The sequence below is a fragment of the Mycetocola lacteus genome (genome assembly GCF_003667575.1).
Taxonomy (GTDB): Bacteria; Actinomycetota; Actinomycetes; order Actinomycetales; family Microbacteriaceae; genus Mycetocola; species Mycetocola lacteus.
Map to the genome: position 1 here is coordinate 421,580 of NZ_RCUY01000005.1, position 20,947 is coordinate 442,526.

Consider the following 20,947-nt stretch of genomic DNA (forward strand, 5'->3'; position numbering starts at 1 on the left):
ATTGGATCGTGCGCCGTCACGAACTCGCACCGAGGCCACCTCGAATCAGAACAGGTTTTGCAGGACGGCGCTGAGCAACATGAAGACAAACAATCCCCCGACCAGGAGCACAACGATGTCCGTCGACCGCTGAAGGGGCCGGTTTTTGGGTGCCACAAGCCATCCGCGCCGAGTATCGGGGGCGTCCTGGCCGGACTGCTTCAGCAGGGCCCGGTAGGGAGGAGAAGTCTCGCTCAGGCCGGGCCGAATCCGTGCATCGGTGGCGAGTCCTACCCCCGCACCCACCGGATCCGCGCGCACCCCCTGAATCACCCCCTCGGGGACCACCGCGCCGGGTTCCAGCGCGGCACTGAGTCGATCGAGCTCGTCAAACATTGCCGCCGGCGACTCAAACTCCCAGGAGAACTCGATGATTTCGGTTAGGAGACGGTCCCCATGATCCTCGAGGTTTCGGGAAATAAAGTCCATCGTATCCACCGCGAGTGGTTCCAGCTCGGGCAGGTGGGCGCGCACAAAGGTGTGCAGTCGCTCGCTCCCCCGGGCGATCTCACCGTGATCAATTTCGATGTTCAGGCGTGGATGCCAGCCGGTGTAGAACTCGTCCTGATCCTCCTCGGAGGCCTCATCCAGGCCACCCGGGTAGCGGTCGATGTCTTGCTGATACAGTTCCCACACGGCACGTGAGCGAGCCAGGACCGTCGGGGACCACAGCGCCACCCAAAACAGCGGAACCCTCTCGACCCCGCGGAGCAGACTATGGCCGGATCGGGTAAACAGGCGCACCTCGGCGTGCTTCATCAGTGTTCTCCGCTCTCTCCCCGGAGCGCTCCCACGCTAGTGCGCAACCGCCTCCACCCGGCCGTCGCCGCGGGTGAAACGCATGAGTTGACGGCTGTTACGCATCCGGTCCTGCTCATCATAGAGCCGGTGTGTCACCTCGCGCAGCGCGCGCTCGGCATCCGGGGCACCCGCCTCGATAAAGAGCACGGTGTCACGGCACGGGACCGCGATGAGGAGGTCATCGTCAAGCTCGTCGGCGATACTCTCCCACAGCGAGGTCATCAGCAGGGCCGAGGAGGCGAGTTCCCGATCCGCCCGCAGCTCATAGCCGCCGAAACGCTCGGAGGAGATCCGCTGTGCGGTAAATACCCGGCGCAGGTTCTCGGTGGCGATGGCGTGCAGGTCCTCCAGGGTGATCGCCTCGGGCAGATACTCGGTGAGGACCACGTCCCACCGCTCCCCCTCGTCCACCTGATAGAAGACGCCCAGGTCACCGGTGAACCGGCGGTGCGCGCGATACAGCAGTTGCCCGCCGCGTACGGGAATCGGCTCGGCATAGGTGATCGGATGCAGCAGCGGGAAGATCCGCGATCTTGCGGCTTCGAAGAGTTCCTCGCGTGAGTGCCTCGCCTCCGTGGGTGCGGCGACGCTCTTCCTGAAATATGAAAACAGCCCGGCCATGACGACCTCCCGTGGATTGCCCGTGATGAGAACCCATTCACGCTAACAGCGCTCAGCTTCCCACCGAACCGCACCGTCGCATTTGGAACCGTGCGACGACCACCGCCTAGGCCGGATTTGGGACTGCCTGAGAACGCCGCAGGGGCGCCCACCCGATGGATGGACGCCCCTGCGGACCTCGGCGTGGACGAGGGCGCCGAAACGCTCGCCCGAACGCGCTAGTCGCGGATCGCCGCGCCGAAGCGCTCGCCCGCGAGGGCCGCACCGGCCAGCTTGGCCTCGGAGGCCTCGGCCGCGGTGAGCGTGCGGTCGGCCGCGCGGAAGCGCAGCGCGAAGCTCAGCGACTTGTGTCCCTCGGCCAGGCCCTGGCCGCGGTAGTCATCCACGAGACGGATGTGCTCCAGGAGCTCACCCGCGCCCTCGAGAACCGCCGCCTGCACCTCGGCTGCCGGAACCTCGACCGGAACGGTCAGCGAGAGGTCCTGGGTGGCGGCCATGAAGGTAAAGATCGACTGAGCCTCGACGATGTCGGTGCCTCCGGCAAGGACGGCGTCGAGGTTGATCTCGGCAACCGCCACGGTGCGCGGCAGGTCCGACTCGGCGGCGAAGCTCGGCAGGAGCTCACCGGCGTAACCCACCAGGGTCTCCCCCGCATACAGTGCGGCGGTACGCCCCGGGTGCAAGATCTGGTGCGATCCCTGCTCGATCCGAATCTCCACACCGGCGGCCAGTGCTACCTGACGCACAGCGTCCAGGGCGTCGGCCAGGCCACTCGGCACGGCCTCCTGACCCGGCTGCTTCGGGGTCACGTTACCCACGATGAGCACACCCACGTGGTGCGGCTGCGGCGGGATACCGGCCTTGAGCGCGGCCAGCTCGGCCTCGCTCGGACGCACGGTGCCGTTCGGCAGCTCGCCCGCATAGCCCAGCGAGGCTCCGGCCTCGGGACGGAACACCAGACCGGTCTCGTAGATCGAGAGATCCACGAGTCCGCGTGCCAGGTTGCGCTTGGCCACACCGATCAGGCCCGGCAGCACCGAGGTGCGCAGGAACGGCTCGCGTGCATCCAGGGCGTTGGCGAGCTTGATCGCCGGGACCTCTGCCGGGGTCGCCGACCCAAACAGGTTGTTGGTTTCGGCGGACACGAACGGGTACGACTGTACCTCGGTGGATCCGGCGGCGGCCAGGGTCTGGGCCACGCGGCGACGCGCACGCTGGGTGCGGGTCAGGCCGCGTCCGGGCGGGGCGACGGGCAGACGCGAGGGGATGCGGTCGTAGCCGATGATCCGCGCGATTTCCTCGGCGAGGTCGCAGGGGTCGGTGATGTCCGAGCGCCAGGTGGGGCGCACGACGCTCAGGCCGCCCTCCACGACGGTCACCTCCGCGCCGATCTCCTCCAGCGCCGAGGTCTCCTCGGCCACGGTGTACTCGGTGCCGATCAGGCCACTCACGTAGCCCGCGGGCAGCAGGATAGCCTCGGGGGCCTCATCGGCGGCGATGGTCTGACCGAGCGAATCGATCGTTCCACCGGCCAGCTCCACCAGCAGCTCGGCCACGCGCGCGGCGGCGGCACGGCCCAGACGCGGGTCAACCCCGCGCTCGAAGCGCTTGGATGCCTCGGAGGGCAGCTTGTGACGGCGAGCGGTACGCGCGATGGACACCGGCGAGAAGTGCGCGGCCTCGATCAGCACATCGGTGGTGGTGTCGCTGATCTCGGTGGACGCGCCACCCATCACACCGGCCAGGCCGATGGCCCCGGAGTCATCGGCGATCACGAGGTCCTCGGCGTGCAGCTTGCGCTCGGTCCCGTCGAGGGTGACCAGGGTCTCGCCCTTTTCGGCGCGACGCACCACTAGTCCACCGGCAACCTTGTCCAGGTCGTATCCGTGGATCGGCTGACCCAGCTCGAACATCACGTAGTTGGTGATGTCCACCAGCAGCGAGATCGAGCGCACACCCGCAAGCGAAAGGCGCGCGACCAGCCACGGCGGGGTCGGACGGGTCGCGTCCACGCCGCGCACCACGCGGGTCGTGAAGGCGTCGGCCCCCACCACACCGCGGATGGGAGCGTCGTCGCGAATCTCGACCGAGAAGCCGGTGGCCTCCAGCGCGGCGGGCGCAAGGGCCGGGTCGCGGAAGGCCGCACCGGTGGCGTGCGAGTACTCGCGGGCCACACCGCGCACCGAGAACGCGTAGCCACGGTCCGGGGTCACGTTGATCTCCACCGCGGTGTCATCCAGACCCAGCAGCGGCAGGGCCGGGGTGCCCACGGGGGCATCGATGCCGTACTTTGAGAGCACGATGATGCCATCGTGCTCATCGCCCAGGCCCAGCTCACGTGCCGAGGCCATCATGCCCTCGGAGACGTGACCGTAGGTCTTGCGCGGAGCAATGACGAAGTTTCCGGGCAGCACGGCACCGGGCAGGGTGACAACTACCTTGTCACCCACGCGGAAGTTGTGGGCGCCACAGACGATGCCGTGAATCGCGTCGCCACCATCGGCGGCAATCTCGCCATCCGCGGCCACGCGCACGCGGCACCAGTTGATGGTTTTACCGTTGGACTGCTCCTCGGGGGTGAACTCCAGTACCTCGCCGACCACGATCGGTCCGGTGAGGTCGAACGTGTGCACGTCCTCCTCTTCCAGACCCACCTTGACCAGGGCCTCCTGGACCGACTCGGGGGTCGCTCCGGGCTCGAGATCTACGTATTCAGCCAGCCAGTTCAGGGGAACCCGCACGACTACACCACCATTCCGAATTGCTGGGAGAAGCGCACGTCGCCCTCCACCATTTCACGCATGTCCTGTACACCGTCGCGCAGCATCAGGCCGCGCTCCACACCCATACCGAAGGCGAAACCGGAGTAGATCTCCGGGTCGATTCCGGCCGCACGCAGCACGTTGGGGTGGATCATGCCGCAGCCGCCCCACTCGATCCAGCGTGCGCCGCCCTTGAAGGTGGGGTGCCAGAAGTCGAGCTCGGCGCTGGGCTCGGTGAACGGGAAGAAGCTCGGACGCAGACGGATCTTCGCCTCGTCGCCGAAGACCGACTTCACGAAGTGGTCCAGGGTTCCCCGCAGGTCAGCCATGGTCAGACCCTTGTCCACGGCGAGGCCCTCGAACTGGGTGAACACGGGGGTGTGCGTGGCATCCAGCTCATCGGTGCGGTACACACGGCCCGGGGCCAGCACGTAGATCGGCACCTCACGGTCGAGCATGGTGCGCACCTGCACCGGCGAGGTGTGGGTACGCATGACCAGGTGAGCCTCGGGGGGCTCCACAAAGAAGGTGTCCTGCATCGCACGCGCGGGGTGGTCGGCGTCAAAGTTCAGCGCGTCAAAGTTGAACCACTCGCTCTCAACCTCGGGGCCCTCGGCAATCTCCCAGCCCATGCCGGTGAAGATGTCCTCCACGCGCTCACGCAGCAGCTCGAGCGGGTGACGCGCACCGGCACGGTAGCGGCTGGGCAGCGCGGTGACATCCACGGTCTCGGCGGCCAGACGGGCGGCATCCTCGGCGGCGACGATGCGCTCCTCGGCTGCGGCATAGGCGCCGTTCACTCGCCCGCGGGCCTGGCCCACGAGCTTGCCAAAGGCGGCCTTCTGGTCGTTGGGCACGGAGCGCAGGGCGGCGTTGAGGTTCGCCAGCGGCGAGCCCTCGGCCATGTGGGCCGAACGCGCCTGCTTGAGTGCGGTGGAGTCGGTGGCGGCGGCGATGGCGGCGAGCGCCACATCGACCGCGGCGGCGACGCTTTCTTCGGTAATCAGTTGAGGGTCAGACACAAAAACACATTCTACCCGGGTTCACCCATCTATCGTGGGCCAGAACGCCGGATCGCCCCGCCCGGATGTGATCCATCCGGGCGGGGCGATCCGCCGAGTGCCGTCGCTATCCGCGTGTGGCCCCCGCCTGCACGGCGGCCGCGGGACCGGGCTCGGTGCCCGGGGCATCTCCCCCACCGGGCTTTTCGGGTTCGGCCGTTCCGCGCTGCGCGCGATCTGAACGCCGCGCCAGCCAGCGGGCAAACGCCGAGAGCAGCAGGTTCATCACCAGGTAGATGACCAGGGTGATGATGAACAGCGTAAACAGGTACTTATTACCCAGGGCGCTTCCGAGGTTGTTCATCGTGGTACGGATCAGCTCCGGGTAGCCCACGATGAATCCCAGCGAGGTGTCCTTAAGCAGCACCACCAGTTGGGCCACGACAATCGGAAGCATCTGCCGGAACGCCTGCGGGAACTCGATTCGCATCCGGGTGGCAAAGGGCGTCAACCCGATACTCAGCCCAGCCTCACGCTGTCCCTTGGGCAGCGAGGCGATACCGGCGCGCAGTGCCTCACCGATGATCGCACCGTTATAGAGTCCCAGCCCGAGAACCACGGCTAGGTAGGCCCCACTGGAGAACGCCAGCAGGATAAACAGCATCATCAACAGCACCGGCATGCCCCGCAGGAACTCCAGGACAATCGTGGTCGGAATGCGAACCCAGCGACTGCGGGCCGTGCGCAGCAGCGCAAACACCACCCCGAGGATCAGCGCGAGGACCGCCGCCACGAGTGCGGCCTTCAGCGTGTTGAGCACACCACCGCCAACCTGTTCCCACAGGACCGGATTGGTCACCACATCCCAGCGGGATGCGTCCCACACGCCGGGCAGGCTCATGCCACCGGAGATCTGGCGGGGCTGACCGAGGATATACGCGGCCCCGCCAAATCCGCCCAGGACCACCAGGGTCACGATCACCGAGATGATACGCGAACGCCGCTTGGCCTTGGGACCGGGCGCATCAAACAGAACAGAGGATCCACTCATCGCGACACCGCCCACTTCTTTTCCAAATATCCGGCCAGGATGCCCAGCGGAATCGTAATCAACAGGTAGAACGTGGCCACGCCCAGCAGGACCGGGATCACCGCGTTTCCGTTGGCGTTGGCCAGTTCCTTTCCGATGGTGACCAGCTCGGCCACAAAGAATCCACCGGCCACCGAGGTGTTCTTGACCAGCGCGATCATCACGTTGATCAGCGGCGGAATGGTCATCCGCACCGCCTGCGGGAGCACCACCCGGGTCACCGTCTGACCAAAGCCCAGCCCGATGCTCCGGGCCGCCTCGGCCTGACCGATCGGCACACCATTCACGCCGGAGCGCAGAGCTTCGGCCACAAACGGTGAGGTGTAGAGACTCAGACCGATCATCGCCAGGAACTTATAGTCCAGTCCGAGCCCCAGCTGCGGGGCCACAAACGCGAAGAAAAACAGGATCAGGGTCAGCGGGGTGTTACGCACCAGTTCGGTATAGACGGTCGCGAAGGTGCGCAGCGCACCCACCGGCGAGATCCGCATGATCGCGATGATCGTGCCGATAATCAGTGCCGCGATACCCGCGACCACAAACAGCTGCAGGGTGAGCACAAACCCCGAGAAATATCGATCGAGGTTGTCAAAAATAACGTTCATTCACCGCCTCCTTTCGAGGGGGAGAAACGCGTGTTCTGCGGAGCGTGCGCCCCGCAGAACACGCGTCGGATGACTACTCGGTGATCTTGGGACCATCAACGAAGGGCAGAATCTTGCCCGCGGTCTTTTCCCAGGCCTTCTTATAGGCACCGTCGGAGTAGGACTCCTCCAGGGACTTGTTGATGAAGTCCTTGAACGCGGTGTCCCCCTTCTTCAAACCGATCCCGTAGGGCTCCTGAGTGAAGAGATCACCGGCGAGCTTGAACTCACCCTCGTTCTTTTCCGCGAGTCCGGCGAGGATCACGTTGTCGGTGGAAACCGCCACGACCTTGCCCGAGCGCAGCGGCTCGAGGCAGTTGCTATAGGTATCGGTCAGGACCGGGTCCGCCCCGAGCTTGGCTAGGTTCTCTGCCGGGGTCGAGCCGGTGACCGAACACACGGGCTTGCCCACGGTGTCCTTCTCGGACTTGATGTCGTTGTTGTCGGCCTTGACCAGCAGCGACTGTCCGGCAATGTAGTAGGGTCCCGCGAAGTCGATGACTTCCTTGCGCTTATCGTTGATCGTGTAGGTGGCAACAACCATATCGACCTCACCGTTTTCGATGAACGGCTCACGGTTGGCCGATACGGCCTCCTTCCACTCGATCTTGTCGGCGGGGATGCCTAGCTGACCGGCGATGATCTTGGCGATTTCGACATCGAAACCCTCCTCGCCGTTGAGTCCCTTCTCACCGAAGAGCGGCTGATCAAACTTCACCCCAACGGTGATCTTGCCGGCCTTGGCCAGCTTTTCCATCGTGGTCCCGGCCTCGAAGGTGGGGTTTTCCACCACGGTGGGGTTGTCGCCGGATCCTCCCCCGCTCCCGCCGGCACCGCCGTCGGTGCTGGAACAGGCCGTAAAGAGGAGGGCCGAGGCCGCGGCGAGGGCTACAAGAGATACTTTCGAACGCTTCATGAGTGGCTCCTTTGCTGTGGTGTTACCGGTCGAGAATCTTGGCGAGGAAGTCGCGCGCACGCTCGGATGAGGGGTTGGTGAAAAAGGTTTCGGGGGTTTCGTCCTCGACGATTTCGCCGTCCGCCATGAACAGCACGCGGTCGGCGGCCTTGCGGGCGAAGCCCATCTCGTGGGTCACCACGATCATCGTCATGCCCTCCTTGGCGAGCTCCACCATGACGTCGAGGACCTCGTTGATCATTTCCGGGTCGAGCGCCGAGGTGGGCTCGTCCATCAGGATCAGTTTCGGGCTCATTGCCAACGATCGGGCGATCGCGACGCGCTGCTGCTGACCACCGGAGAGCTGGGCGGGCAGCTTATTGGCCTGGTTGGCCACACCCACGCGTTCCAGCAGCGTCATTGCCCGCTCGTTCGCCTGTTTGGTCGACATCTTTTTCACCCGGATGGGGCCCAGGGTCACGTTTTCCAGCACGGTTTTATGTGCGAAGAGGTTGAAGGACTGGAACACCATGCCCACGTCCGCGCGGAGCTTAGCCAGGCCCGCGCCCTCCTCCGGCAACTGCTTGCCGTCGATCGTGATTGTGCCGCTGTCGATCGTCTCCAACCGGTTGATGGCCCGGCAGAATGTGGACTTACCGGAGCCCGAGGGTCCGATCACGACCACGACCTCACCGCGTGCAACCGACGTGGAGATGTTTTTGAGAACGTGCAGATCGCCATAGTGCTTATTGACATCGGAGAGCACCACGAGGGGTTCACCGCGGCCGACGATCGGAACGCTTGTGGTTTGGGGTATCAACGTTGGTTCCATGCCCTCACGCTAGTCAGTGTGCCCACTCAAACGACACGAATCAACACGCTTGTTACCGATTTGTGACCGTTATACAACGGGCTGATCAGAGGCTGAATTTGTTCGGACTTCTTCCATATTTGAGATGAAATCCGATATATATTCCGTAAAGCGCATGAATGGATCCGGAAAGTTTCTTCGGAAACAATCGCGGCAGAACGGCGGAAATCCGGAGCCAACTGCCACCTACGTGTCACAGTGCCCTCGAACACTTCGAGGTCCCGTGGCACGAGATTCTGGGTGCCCAGATTCACCCCTCGGCGACACCGGACACGGCATCGGGCACGGCGTCGGGTTCGGCTTCGGGTTCGGCTTCGGGTTCGACATCGGCCCGGGCGAGCCGGGCCAAAATGTCACGAGCCTGCGGCGTGCCGGGTCGCAGAAAGAAGTCCGCGGCGGGTTGATCCTCGACGATCCGTCCCGCACCGACCACGATGACGCGTGAGGCGGCCTCTCTGACCAGGGTCAGATCGTCTGTGGCCAGGACCACGGCGGTCCCCTCACGGGTGGCCTCCCGAACCACATCGGCGATCAGGCGGCCGGTCGATGGGCCCAGCTCCCCAGTGGGGTCATCCATCACCAGCAAACGAGGAGTGAGCGCGAGCGCGCGAGCGATCTGCACCAGGCGACGCTGATCATTCGAGAGCTTCCCGGCAACGGTGCGGGCTTCTGCCAGCATCTCGACACGGGCGAGGAGTGCCCGCGCACGCTCGGTCGCGAGGATGGGTGACATACCCCGGGTTCGAACCTGCGCCCGAGTGACGTTGTCGATGACGCTGAGTCGGGCCGGCAGGTCCCCGGAGGACTCAACCAGGCCCACGTCGCGGCACGGGTGGTCCCGAGATTCGGGCGGCGCGGGTACCTCGCATCCCCCCACTCGCAAACTGCCCGAGGATAGAGGCTCATCACCGCTCAGGATGCGACAGAAAAGGGATTTTCCCGCCGCGTCCAGACCGAGGATCGCGACGCTTTCGGCACGGTGGATGCTCAGGCTGATCCCGCCAAAACCTTGATGGTCGGTGGTGTGCGCACTGACGGCGGTCAGCGCCACGATGGGCACCTCACAGACTGCGTGTGAGGTGCGTGGGGCTCTCGGTATCGACGTTGACTCCATACGCTCACGTTACGTGGGTCCCCGCACGGCGGCGGAGCATGTCGCACGGTGGTGGCTGGCCCGACGCATACCAAGCATGTGTTCGCCGAGCCCCGGGACACAGCACATGAGCCACCCCGCGTGGACGCGGGGTGGCTCATGGGTTCCGCCGAGGCGGACGGTTATGTCCCTAGGAACGCTGTGCGAATGCGCTCTCGTAGAGGCAGACGGAGGCGGCGGTGGCCAGGTTCATCGACTCGGCAGCACCAAAAATCGGCACGCTCACCGCACGCTCGGCGCGGGCGAGGTTCTCATCGGTCAGCCCGCGGGCCTCGTTGCCGAACAGCCAGGCGGTGGGCTCGGCCAGGACGCCGCTGTTGCGGACATCGAGCAGCGAGTCACCCTTGATGTCCGCGGCAATCACGGACACACCGGCCTCGCGGGCCAGCAGCAGCACGTCGGGCAGTTCCAGGCCCACGGCCACGGGCAGGTGGAACAGCGAACCGGTGGTGGAGCGCACCACCTTGGGGTTGTAGAGGTCGACGCTGCGTCCGGTGAGGATCACGCCGTCGGCGCCGGCCGCGTCGGCGGCACGGATGATGGTGCCGAGGTTGCCCGGGTCACGGACCTCCTCGAGGATTGCGATGAGCTTAGGCTCGTCGCGGAAGATGTCCTTGGCGGAGGTCGGGAACTGGCGGGCGACGGCGATAACACCCTGCGGGGTGACGGTGTCGGCCATCGCGTTGATGACCTCTTCGCTGACAAACTCGACGTCCATTCCGGCGGCCACCGCGGCCTCGGCCAGGTCGGTGTAACGCTCCAGCGCGGTCGGGGTGACGTACAGCTCAAGCATGACCTCGGGACGGTAGGTCAGCGCTTCGACAACCGCCTGCGGGCCCTCGAGCAGGAACAGGCCGGTCTCTTCACGGACGGCACGACGGCCAAGCCTTGCGACGGCACGGATACGGGGGGCACGGGGATTATCTAGCACCTGGCCATTCTACCCGCGTGGGCAGCGCAGCGGAAAACCCACCCCGACCGCTGGATAACAGGCCCGGAAACAACACACGGCCCCACCGCCGAAGCCCGTCGGAGGCAGCGCGGCCGGAGATAACAAACGGCCCCACCGCCGAAGCGATGGGGCCGAATGTAAATGAAGCTAAAGCTTACGCAGCCTTGGGAGCCGAGGTGTCGGCCGGGAGGGCCTTCTTGGCGGACTCAACCAGAGCGGCGAAGGTTGCCGGCTCGTTGACTGCCAGCTCGGCGAGGATACGACGGTCAACCTCGATACCGGCCAGACCCAGACCCTGGATCAGACGGTTGTAGGTGAGGCCGTTTGCACGGGATGCAGCGTTGATACGCTGGATCCACAGGCGACGGAAGTCGTTCTTACGCTTCTTACGGTCGTTGTAGTTGTAAACGAAGGAGTGGGTAACCTGCTCCTTGGCCTTACGGTACAGACGCGAACGCTGTCCGCGGTAACCCGAGGCACGCTCGAGGATTACGCGACGCTTCTTGTGGGCGTTGACGGCCCGCTTTACTCTTGCCATTTCTCTACTTCTATCTCTCTATGTCCGTCGAGCTTACTTACCGAGAAGCTTCTTGATGTTCTTGGTGTCGGCCTTGGACACGAGCTGGTCCTGGTTCAGACGACGCTTGCGGTGGCTGGACTTCACCTCAAGGTTGTGTCGCATACCCGACTGCTGCTTCTTGATCTTGCCGGAGCCCGTGAGCTTGAAGCGCTTCTTAGCGCCCGAGTGGGTCTTCTGCTTAGGCATTACTTTCCTCCTGCTTTGCCGCTCTCTTATTGGCGGCCCGATTTGCATTGGCCTCGGCTTTCGCCTCGGACTTATTCTTGAGAGGCCCAATCACCATGACCATGTTGCGGCCATCGATGGTGGGGTTGGACTCGATCACGCCGAACTCGGCGACATCTTCTGCAAAACGATGCAGCAGACGCACACCCTGGTCGGGACGAGACTGCTCGCGGCCGCGGAAAAGGATCATTGCCTTCACCTTGTCCCCGGACTTCAGGAAGCCCTCGGCGCGCTTGCGCTTGGTCTCGTAGTCGTGGTCATCAATCTTCAGACGGAAGCGCACCTCTTTGAGGACGGTGTTCGCCTGGTTACGGCGTGCTTCCTTCGCCTTCTGCGCAGCCTCGTACTTGAACTTGCCGTAGTCCATGATCTTCGCAACCGGCGGCTTCGAATTGGGGGCAACCTCGACCAGGTCAAGATCTGCCTCCTGCGCCAGGCGCAGCGCTACCTCAATTTTGACAACACCAACCTGCTCGCCTGCGGGGCCAACAAGGCGAACTTCAGGGACCCGGATTCGGTCATTGGTACGGGGATCGCTAATGCGTAACTCCTCTGATTGATACTCGAGGCCACTCAGTCCGAAATGATTCATACCGAGGCGAGAGAGAAATTACACACCGGATACGTGTGACCAAAGGTCACTACCCGGCCAACACCCTGACTACCAGACCCTCCGAGGAGGGTCTTGGCGGAGTGTAACTACCCGGTAACCTAGTACTACGGTCAAACGCGGGTGGGAGAATATCCTCTTTCGTAACGGAACAGATGTTCCGTAGCCGCGTATCAGTCTAGCAGAGGAACACAGTGACGGAAAACCAGTCCCCCAGCCCGGAAGAAAACGAAGCGGTTGCCGAGGCCACGCGGGATATTGCGGAGGTTCCCGCGGTCGAGGTAATCACGACCGCGTGCGTACACCTGCTCAGCGCGGCGGCGGTCAAGGTGGGCCTTGCCGACGACCCGGAAACCCAGACCGACCTGGATGAGGCACGCAAGCTGATCAACGCCCTGGCGGGCCTGATCACGGCCGCCGCCCCGGATGTGAGCGACATGCACGCCCGCAGCCTGCGCGATGGTCTGCGTTCGCTGCAGCTCGCGTTCCGCGAGGCATCGGCCATTCAGGATCCGATCGGTAAGGGTCCGGGTGAGAAGTTCACCGGTCCGGTGAACTAGCTTCCTGGCCTCCTAAAAGCACCGGCACTCTTCGGAGTGTCGGTGCTTTTTTGCGCGCAATTATGGCCTAGCCGCGCGATGCGTGCACCTACTGTTTCGCCACATGACACTGGGTTACCCCGTGTCCCCGTGATCGTTGGCCCACCCCCGAACGCGTTGCTAGTTTTCTCGAACCATCAGCCGTGTTTTTGATTCGAGGGATTCGCCGTGACCATCGCCCCCAGCCCCACCGAGACCGCCGCGCCCGCCACTGCCACGACCACCGCGGCCGGGTCAGAGGCATCCGGCACGACCACGCCCACCGCCGCGGAGACCCTGCTGGCCGGACACCGGGTGCCCCGGGTGGGCCTCGGTGCCGCGCGGCTGACCGCGGGTGATGGGTGGGGTGTCCCCGCCGATCCCGAGGTTCCGCGGGCGCTATTGCGCGCGGCCCTCGATGCGGGAATCCGCTATGTGGACACCGCGGATGCGCTGGGCCCCGGCGTGAGCGAGGGCATCATCGGCGATGTGGTGGGCAATCGGGACGACATCCTGGTCTCGACCAAGGTCGGGATGCTGCGTCCCGCGCAGGATCGCTGGGGTATCCTCGGCCAGCCCGACTACCTGCGTCACGCCGTGCACGCCTCGCTGCACCGGCTCCAGCGCGAGCGCATCGACCTGCTGTTTCTACACCGAATCGACCCGGAGGTGCCGCTCGCCGATCAGCTGGGGGCCCTCGCCGAGCTGCGTGATCAGGGCAAGATCGGCCACATCGGGCTGAGCGAACCCACGCTGGAACAGCTGGATGCCGCCCTTGCGATTGAACCCATCGCCGCCGTACAGAGCCTCTATAACGTGGCCGCTCGGCAGAACGCCCCGATAATCGAACGTCTGGGCGAGCGGGCAATCCCGTTCATCGCCTACTGGCCGCTGATCGGCCGCGGACTGCCCGCCGATACCCACGACCGGGTGTTCGCGGCCCTCGACCCCGCCGCCCGCGCGCACCAGACCAGCGTGCAGTCCATCGCCCTCGCCTGGATCTTCCACACCGTGCCCGACGGCCTCGCCGTGGTGGGCAGCCGGAACCCGGCACACCTCCGCGACAACCTGGAGGCCACCGCGATCACGCTGAGCGCCGAGGAGGTCACGGGCATCTCCGCGGCGGTCACCGAGGCACTCGACGGCTTCGTTTTTCATCCTCGGCACAGCCCGCACTCCACATCGCGGGCATGATCCATCCCCGGGTTACCGCCCGGGTTGACGGCCACGATCCGCTCACACTTCCACTCATTTCCGCCTCCCGAACACCCCGCGCAAAGGACTCCACCGATGACCACCGATCCGCTCGACACCTACCTCGCCTACGGCCAGCGCTCACTCACCCCCGCCCCGATCGGAGAGGCCGAATCGGCCTTCGCCGGAGCCCGCGCAGACATTCACGCGCGCATCGCCGCCCGAATCGAGGGGCTGCGACCGCGCCTGCACGAGTTTGCCGTGGACCTCTACCACCACCCCGAGCTGGGTTTTGAGGAGCACCGCAGCGTGCAGAAGATCGCCGAGCTGCTGGCCGAAGAGGGTGTGGAGACCGAGGTGGGTGTGTTCGGACTGCCCACCGCGTTTGTGGCACACGCCGGTTCCGAGGTGGGCGACGGACCGCACTTCGCGGTCATCGCCGAATATGATGCGCTGCCCGGTGTGGGGCACGCCTGCGGGCACAACGTGATCGCCGGCATCGCGATCGGAGCCTTCCTGGCGCTGCGCGACGTGGTGGCCGAAACCGGCGGCCGCGTCTCGCTGATCGGCACCCCGGCGGAAGAGGGTGGCGGCGGCAAGGAGCTCATCATCCGCGCCGGAGGATTTGACGATGTGGATGCCGCGGGCATGGTCCACCCGAGCGTTGGCCACGAGGTCTCCCCCATCTATGGTTCGGGAACCACCGGGGTGCGCCGGATCCGGGTCGCCTATCACGGCCGCGCCGCGCACGCCGCCGGTACCCCCTACCTCGGGCTCAACGCGCTCGATGCGGTGGTCACCGCCTACCAGGGGATCGCCCAGCTGCGCCAGCACATCCTGCCGATCGATCGCATTCACGGCGTGATCACCAACGGCGGGAGTGCGGCCAACGTGGTGCCCGAGCTGACCGAGGCCCACATTCTGGTGCGCTCGAGCGAGATCGACACCCTGAAGATCCTGACCCAGCGCGTGGTGGACATCCTCGAGGCCGCGGCCCTGGCCACGGGAACCCGCGCCGAAATCGACCTCGATGCCGAGCCCGCCTACCTACCGCTGGCCAACAACATCGCGCTGACCAAGCACTGGGCGCGCCACCTCACCGACCGGGGACGTACCGTGCCGCTCAAGCCGAAGGTAGTACGTCAGGGTGGACCTTCCACCGATATGGGCAACGTCAGCCAGTACGTTCCGGCGATCCACCCGGCCCTGGGCCTCGGCGGGGACGGCACCATCGTGCCGCACAACGCCGGATTTGCCGACATCTCGATCCTGCCCGATGCGCTCAACGCGCTCGCGGATGCCGCCACCGCGCTGGGCTCGGCCGCCGCCGACTACCTGGTGGATGCCGACCTGCGCACGGCCGTGGCCGATGAGTTTGTCGCACGCGGCGGACGCGTGCGCTGGGAGGACTAGCGTGAGCACGCTCGATCAGACCGTGCCGCCCACGGAGGCGGTAGGCCCGGCGGCGGCTCCGGCTTCGGTCATTTCGGAGCACGGCACATCATCCGAGGCCGGCGCATCAACTAAGCCCGACACATCATCCGAGCGCCCTGCCGGGGCATCCACTCCCGAGGCGGAGTCTCGCGAGGACGCCGTCCCCACGGTCGCCTCGCTACTCGCCGAGGCGTCACAGGCCGAGGAGATCGGACGGCTGGGCCGGATCCGCGGGATCGCCTCCTATGTGGGTCACCGCGTCCTCGACATCGTCCTGGTGCTCTGGGCCGCGGCCACCCTCTCGTTTGTGGCGCTCCAGCTGATCCCCGGAAACCCGCTGGACAAGATGCTCTCGGGCATGCAGGAGGCCACCCCGGAGATTCGCGCGCAGATCGCCGCTCACTACGGGCTCGATCAGCCACTGATCGTGCAGTACTTCACCTACCTGGCCGGGGTCCTGCGTGGGGACTTCGGGATCAGCTATCAGCGCGCCTCCCCGGTCACCGAGGTTATCCTCAGCGAGATCGGGCCCACCGCCGAGCTCACCGGCTGGGCGATCCTGGTGGCGATTATCGTCTCCGTGCTGCTGGCGCTGGCCACCTCGGGCCGCCGCCGCGGGGCCCGCGCATTTGCCCAGGGGTTTGAACTGGTGGCCGTCTCGGTGCCCTCGTTCTGGCTCGGCATCATCCTGATGACCGTGTTTTCCTTCTCGCTCCAGTGGGTCCCGGCATTCGGGACCGACGGCCCCGGCTCGCTGGTCCTGCCGGTCATCACCCTCGCCCTGCCGCTGATCGGTGTGATCACCCAGGTGCTGCGCGAGCGCATGGAACACGTCCTGCACGAGCCGTTTGTGACCACGATCCGCGCCCGCGGGCTCGGCGAAAACCGGCTGCGCTCGCGCCACGTCCTGCGTCACGCGAGCCTGCCCGCGCTGACCCTCACCAGCGTGATCTTCGGATCGCTGCTGAGCGGCACCGCGATCATCGAGACGCTGTTTGCCCGGCCCGGACTCGGCCGGGTCGCCGTGGTGGCGATCCAGGACCGGGACTACCCGGTGGTGCTCGGCTTTGTGGTCTTCGCCGCGCTGATCTTCATCGTGATCAACACGATCGTGGACCTGCTGTATCCGCTTCTGGACCCGCGCCTGAGAGGAGGCCACTCATGAGCCTGCTGCGCTCCCGCCCCGCCCGACCCCCGCGGGTGCCCCGCACCGAACGGGTCCGCTCGGCCCACGCCCTGAATCCGGGCGTCGCACTGTCGGCCCTCGTGGTGCTGCTGCTGATTGTGGCCGCGCTGTGGCCGGGCATCTTCACCAGTCAGGATCCGATCGCCGGGGATCCTGCCGACGCGTTTGCCGGCTCCAGTGCCGCGCATATCCTCGGCACCGATCAGCTCGGTCGCGACCTGTTCTCCCGCATCATCCACGGCACCGTCTACTCGCTCTCGCTGGGTGTGGGGGCCTCGCTGATCGGTCTGATCGGCGGCGTGATTCTCGGTGTGCTGGCCGGCTACTCCCGTGGCATCTGGGACCGGGTCATCACCCGCGCCCTCGATGTCCTCCTCGCCTTCCCCGAGGTACTGGTGGCGCTGCTGACCATCACGATTCTCGGCCCCGGCCAGTGGAGTCTGCTCTGGGCCGTGGGCCTCGGCCGGATCCCCGGTGCCGCCCGGCTCGTGCGCACCCAGGTGCTGCAGATCCGCGGCTCGGGGTTCATCCGCTCGGGCATCGCGCTGGGGCTCTCCCCCAGCCGACTGATCCTGCGCCACGTGGTGCCCAACAGCCTGGGTCCGGTGCTTGTGCACGCGGTGATCGGCGTGGGTGTCTGCATCATCTTTGGTGCCGCCCTGAGCTTCCTCGGACTCGGCGCCGTCCCGCCCACCCCCGAGTGGGGACTGATGCTCTCCGAGGCCAGGCAGTACCTGAGTATCGCCCCGTGGATCGCGATCTGGCCGGGGGTCTTCATCACCCTCACCGTGATCAGCGTGACCGTAACCGGCCGCTGGCTGCAGCAGCGTTTCATCAGCAAGAGGAGCTCCCTGTGACCGTCGAGAATTCCGAGGCCCTGGTCTCGGTGCGCGATCTGACCATCGATTTTGGCCCGCACACCGCGGTGTCCGGGTTGTCCTTTGACCTCACCCCCGGACGCTGTGTCGCTCTGGTGGGCGAATCCGGTTCCGGCAAGAGCGTGTCCGCACGGGCGCTGCTCGGGCTGGTGGGTCCGGGATCCCGGATCGAGGCCACCGAGCTGCGCCTGGGCACCCACGACCTGCGCACGCTCACCCCCGCCCAGTGGCGCGGGGTGCGTGGACGCGAGGTGGGCCTGGTGTTGCAGGATGCGCTGGTGTCCCTCGACCCGCTCAACACCATCGGGGCCGAGGTTGCCGAATCGCTGCGGCTGCACACCGGCCTGGCCAAAAAGCCCGCCGCCGAGATCGTGCACGGCCTGCTGCGCCGCGTCGGTATCCGCGATCCCGAGGAGCGCGCGGGACAGTATCCGCACCAGCTCTCCGGCGGGCTGCGTCAGCGCGCGCTGATCGCCAGTGCCGTGGCCGCCGGGCCGCGGGTGCTGATCGCCGATGAGCCCACCACCGCGCTGGATGTCACCGTCCAGGCGCAGGTGCTGGAACTCCTCGCCGAACTCAAGCGCGAGGGCACCGCGCTGCTGCTGGTCAGCCACGACCTCGCCGTGGTGTCCGAGCTGGCCGATGAGATCATCGTGCTGCGCGCCGGGGCGGTGATCGAACGCGGCACCCCCGCTCAGATCCTGCACAATCCGCAGGCCGACTACACCCGGCAGCTCCTCGACGCGGTGCCCTCGGCACACACCCGCGGCGAGCGCCTCTCCCCGCTGCCACCCGCGGTGTTTACCCGGCCCCGGGTCGCGGAGCGGGAAGGTGTTCAGCGGGTGGGCGAGGCTCGGCCCGCTCCGATCCTCGAGGCGCGCAACCTGGTCAAGAGCTACCCCGCCGCCCGCGGCCGCCGCACCACCGTGCTCCACGACGTGTCCTTCGCCCTGGAACGCGGCAAGACGCTGGGGATCGTGGGCGAATCCGGGTCAGGCAAGTCCACCGCGGCGGCGATCGCGCTGGGCCTGACCCCCGCCGATTCCGGCGAGGTCCTGCTGGATGGCGAGGCGTGGTCACGCCTCAGGGAAAAGGATCGTCGGGGGCGGCGTCACCGCATCCAGACGATCTCTCAGGATCCGCTGGGCTCCTTCGACCCGCGCTCCAACGTGCGCACGCTGCTCGGCGAGGCACTGTCCACCGTGGGGGTTCCCCGCGGCGAGCGCGACGACGCCGCGACCGCGCTGCTGGAACAGGTGGGGCTCTCGGCGATCCACCTGGGTCGGCATCCGCTGGAGCTCTCCGGTGGGCAGCGCCAGCGCATCGCGATCGCCCAGGCGCTGGCGACCAACCCCGAGATCATCGTGTGTGACGAACCCGTCTCGGCCCTCGACGTCTCGATCCAGGCCCAGGTACTCGATCTGCTGCGTGACCTTCAGGACCAGCTGCACGTCTCCCTCCTCTTTATCTCCCATGACCTGGGGGTGGTCCGCCACATCGCACATGATGTGGCGGTCATGCAGCACGGTCGGATCGTCGAGTTCGGCGAAACCGGCGAGGTCTTCGACCATCCGCAGCATCCCTATACCCGCGATCTGATCGCCGCCATCCCCACCATCGGCACCCCCAATCCCGCGATCTGATCACCGACACCTCCATGGCCCAACCATCGGCACCCCCAATCCCGCGATCTGATCACCGTCACCGCCCTCACTCCTCACCCTCACCCCTGAAAGGCACCACCCATGCGAAATCGCACCCGCAACGCGGCACTGCTTGGCGCCACCGCCCTGCTCACCGCCTTCGCCCTGACCGCCTGCTCGGCGTCCGCCTCCCCGAACCCCGGGTCATCCGGCAACGCTGGTACCTCGGCGAGCCCGGTCAGCGGCGGCACCCTGCGCTACCTGGCCAACACCGAACCGCCCACCTGGGACGGTCAGCGCGTCCCGAGCCTCAACCTCAACTCGATCAACTCCTCGATCTTTGACACGGTGACCGTGCAGGCCGAGGACGGCACCTATAAGCCGGGCCTGGCCACCAAGTGGGAGGTCAGCGAGGACGGCCTGACCTACACCTTCACCCTGCGCACCGACGTGAAGTTCCAGGACGGGAGCCCATTCAACGCCGGGGTACTCAAGCAAAACCTCGACCGCCCCCTCAACGAGACCGGGCTGGGCACCGCCTCCACCGGCATCGTGTCCAATGAGGTCCTGGATGACAGCACCCTGAAGGTGACCCTGTCGCGCCCGAACGCCGCGTTTATCCACGCCCTCTCGACCCCGCACTGGCCGATCTACTCGGGCAAGGTGCTCACCGAGCACACCCCCGCCGAACTATCGGCGAACCCCAAGCTGTCGGTGGGATCGGGACCGTTCAAGGTCAAAGACTACGTCAAGGGCTCCAAGATCGTCCTGGAAAAGAACCCAGACTACGCGTGGGCACCCAGCACCTGGGGCCACACCGGTCCCGCCTACCTCGATGAGGTCACGATCCAGTTTGTGCCCGAACCCCAGGCGCGCATCGGGGCGCTCGGTTCCAAGCAGGCCGATGCAATCGATCAGGTTCCGCCGCTAAACATCCCCGAGGTCACCGCCGCGGGCGGCCAGATCCTGGAAAAGGACAACACCGGAACCCCCTACTATCTGGCGCTGAACCCCAATATCGCCCCGTTCGATGACAAGAACGTGCGCCTCGCCTTCCGTGACGCGATCGACGTGGACGGCCTCCTCAAGAGCGTCTACGCGGGCAAGTACACCAAGGCCTGGACCACCACGCTGCCCGACACTCCGCCGCTGGGCTCCTACGATAAGTCGCTCGAGAAGAGCTGGAACTTTGATCCCAAGGCCGCCGCGAAGCTGCTGGATCAGGCCGGATATACCGAAACCGACAGCGACGGCTACCGCACCAAGGACGGCAAGCGCCTCACCATCAACTGGGCCGTGGACTCGCTCTACGTGCAGACCGACCAGCGCCAGCAGCTCGGCGAAGCCATCGCCTCCTCGCTGAAAAAGGCGGGTTTTGAGGTCATCCGCACCCCGTATGACACCGCCGCATTTACCGCGCAGCTGGCCAAGAACGAGCACAACCTCGCCGATTCCTCCCGCGGCTACGCCGATGTAGGGGTCACCATCCAGCCGTTCCAGACCAACTCCATCCCCAAGGAGGGTGGCGGTTCGGGTATCAACTACGGTCTGCTCTCCGACCCGCAGATCGACGAGTCGGGCAAGATCGTGAGCACCAACTCCGATCCCAAGGTGCGCATCGCCGAGGCCCAGAAGGTCCAGCAGCGCATCCTCGATGAGGGCTTCGCGATTCCGCTGTACGTGCCCAAGAAGATCGTCGGCACCACTTCCAAGGTGCACGGCTGGAAGTTTGATGCGGTGGGCTACACCGACGCGTTCTACGACGTCTGGCTCGCCAAGTAACCCTTCCC

20 protein-coding genes are annotated in these 20,947 nt (G+C 65.8%); 7 read left to right on the forward strand and 13 right to left on the reverse strand.

The annotated features are described in order from the left end of the window. Nucleotides 1–45 precede the first annotated feature (45 nt). The 13 genes from D9V34_RS07475 to infC form a co-directional block, all read right to left on the reverse strand. Entirely contained in the window at nucleotides 46–798 is a 753-nt protein-coding gene (locus tag D9V34_RS07475) for a hypothetical protein (protein ID WP_121688210.1), read from the reverse strand. Between the two features lie 36 nt (nucleotides 799–834). Next, complete coding sequence (locus D9V34_RS07480) at nucleotides 835–1,461, reverse strand: DUF1444 family protein (protein WP_121688211.1); 627 nt, start codon at nucleotides 1,459–1,461, stop codon at nucleotides 835–837. Between the two features lie 218 nt (nucleotides 1,462–1,679). Further along, a complete protein-coding gene (gene pheT / locus D9V34_RS07485) occupies nucleotides 1,680–4,202 on the reverse strand; it encodes a phenylalanine--tRNA ligase subunit beta (protein WP_121688212.1) in 2,523 nt (840 codons plus the stop codon). 2 nt (nucleotides 4,203–4,204) lie between these two features. Continuing rightward, nucleotides 4,205–5,245, reverse strand: coding sequence for a phenylalanine--tRNA ligase subunit alpha (gene pheS, locus D9V34_RS07490; RefSeq protein ID WP_121688213.1), 1,041 nt, complete (start codon nucleotides 5,243–5,245; stop codon nucleotides 4,205–4,207). A 106-nt stretch (nucleotides 5,246–5,351) separates the two neighbouring features. Continuing rightward, entirely contained in the window at nucleotides 5,352–6,275 is a 924-nt protein-coding gene (locus D9V34_RS07495) for an amino acid ABC transporter permease (RefSeq protein WP_121688493.1), read from the reverse strand. Next, nucleotides 6,272–6,919, reverse strand: a complete 648-nt coding sequence (locus tag D9V34_RS07500; RefSeq protein WP_121688214.1) for an amino acid ABC transporter permease — start codon at nucleotides 6,917–6,919, stop codon at nucleotides 6,272–6,274. Before D9V34_RS07500 ends, D9V34_RS07495 begins: the two co-directional genes overlap by 4 nt. Before the next feature lie 73 nt (nucleotides 6,920–6,992). Then, the gene (locus tag D9V34_RS07505; RefSeq protein ID WP_121688215.1) at nucleotides 6,993–7,874 is read right to left on the reverse strand and encodes a glutamate ABC transporter substrate-binding protein; all 882 of its coding nucleotides are present in this window, start codon (nucleotides 7,872–7,874) and stop codon (nucleotides 6,993–6,995) included. A gap of 22 nt (nucleotides 7,875–7,896) precedes the next feature. Beyond that, entirely contained in the window at nucleotides 7,897–8,685 is a 789-nt protein-coding gene (locus D9V34_RS07510) for an amino acid ABC transporter ATP-binding protein (protein ID WP_030143087.1), read from the reverse strand. Between the two features lie 289 nt (nucleotides 8,686–8,974). Further along, complete coding sequence (locus D9V34_RS07515; protein WP_183091900.1) at nucleotides 8,975–9,775, reverse strand: ATP-binding cassette domain-containing protein; 801 nt, start codon at nucleotides 9,773–9,775, stop codon at nucleotides 8,975–8,977. Between the two features lie 232 nt (nucleotides 9,776–10,007). Continuing rightward, a complete protein-coding gene (locus D9V34_RS07520) occupies nucleotides 10,008–10,808 on the reverse strand; it encodes a TrmH family RNA methyltransferase (protein ID WP_121688217.1) in 801 nt (266 codons plus the stop codon). Nucleotides 10,809–10,983: 175 nt separating this feature from the next. Beyond that, nucleotides 10,984–11,367 (reverse strand): 50S ribosomal protein L20, encoded by a 384-nt coding sequence (gene rplT, locus D9V34_RS07525; RefSeq protein WP_030143083.1) that lies wholly within the window; start codon nucleotides 11,365–11,367, stop codon nucleotides 10,984–10,986. Nucleotides 11,368–11,400: 33 nt separating this feature from the next. Further along, nucleotides 11,401–11,595: a 50S ribosomal protein L35 gene (gene rpmI / locus D9V34_RS07530; RefSeq protein ID WP_030143082.1), complete on the reverse strand. Its 195-nt coding sequence runs from the start codon at nucleotides 11,593–11,595 to the stop codon at nucleotides 11,401–11,403. Next, nucleotides 11,588–12,226 (reverse strand): translation initiation factor IF-3, encoded by a 639-nt coding sequence (gene infC / locus D9V34_RS07535; RefSeq protein ID WP_081863788.1) that lies wholly within the window; start codon nucleotides 12,224–12,226, stop codon nucleotides 11,588–11,590. Before infC ends, rpmI begins: the two co-directional genes overlap by 8 nt. 212 nt (nucleotides 12,227–12,438) lie before the next feature. Here infC and D9V34_RS07540 point away from each other — a divergent pair, with 212 nt between their 5' ends. The 7 genes from D9V34_RS07540 to D9V34_RS07570 all read left to right on the forward strand — a co-directional run bounded on the left by D9V34_RS07540 (nucleotide 12,439) and on the right by D9V34_RS07570 (nucleotide 20,939). Continuing rightward, entirely contained in the window at nucleotides 12,439–12,804 is a 366-nt protein-coding gene (locus tag D9V34_RS07540) for a DUF1844 domain-containing protein (RefSeq protein ID WP_121688218.1), read from the forward strand. Between the two features lie 207 nt (nucleotides 12,805–13,011). Next, nucleotides 13,012–14,016 carry an aldo/keto reductase gene (locus D9V34_RS07545; RefSeq protein WP_121688219.1) on the forward strand — a complete coding sequence of 335 codons (1,005 nt, stop codon included), beginning with the start codon at nucleotides 13,012–13,014 and terminating at the stop codon, nucleotides 14,014–14,016. Between the two features lie 96 nt (nucleotides 14,017–14,112). Next, the gene (locus tag D9V34_RS07550) at nucleotides 14,113–15,429 is read left to right on the forward strand and encodes an amidohydrolase (protein WP_121688220.1); all 1,317 of its coding nucleotides are present in this window, start codon (nucleotides 14,113–14,115) and stop codon (nucleotides 15,427–15,429) included. Between the two features lies 1 nt (nucleotide 15,430). Beyond that, entirely contained in the window at nucleotides 15,431–16,615 is a 1,185-nt protein-coding gene (locus tag D9V34_RS07555; RefSeq protein ID WP_245991952.1) for an ABC transporter permease, read from the forward strand. Then, nucleotides 16,612–17,493: an ABC transporter permease gene (locus D9V34_RS07560; protein ID WP_121688222.1), complete on the forward strand. Its 882-nt coding sequence runs from the start codon at nucleotides 16,612–16,614 to the stop codon at nucleotides 17,491–17,493. Before D9V34_RS07555 ends, D9V34_RS07560 begins: the two co-directional genes overlap by 4 nt. Beyond that, complete coding sequence (locus tag D9V34_RS07565; RefSeq protein ID WP_220700557.1) at nucleotides 17,490–19,157, forward strand: dipeptide ABC transporter ATP-binding protein; 1,668 nt, start codon at nucleotides 17,490–17,492, stop codon at nucleotides 19,155–19,157. The genes D9V34_RS07560 and D9V34_RS07565 overlap by 4 nt, the downstream gene beginning before the upstream one ends. Nucleotides 19,158–19,259: 102 nt before the next feature. Beyond that, complete coding sequence (locus D9V34_RS07570; RefSeq protein ID WP_121688223.1) at nucleotides 19,260–20,939, forward strand: ABC transporter substrate-binding protein; 1,680 nt, start codon at nucleotides 19,260–19,262, stop codon at nucleotides 20,937–20,939. The last annotated feature ends 8 nt before the right edge of the window (nucleotides 20,940–20,947 follow it).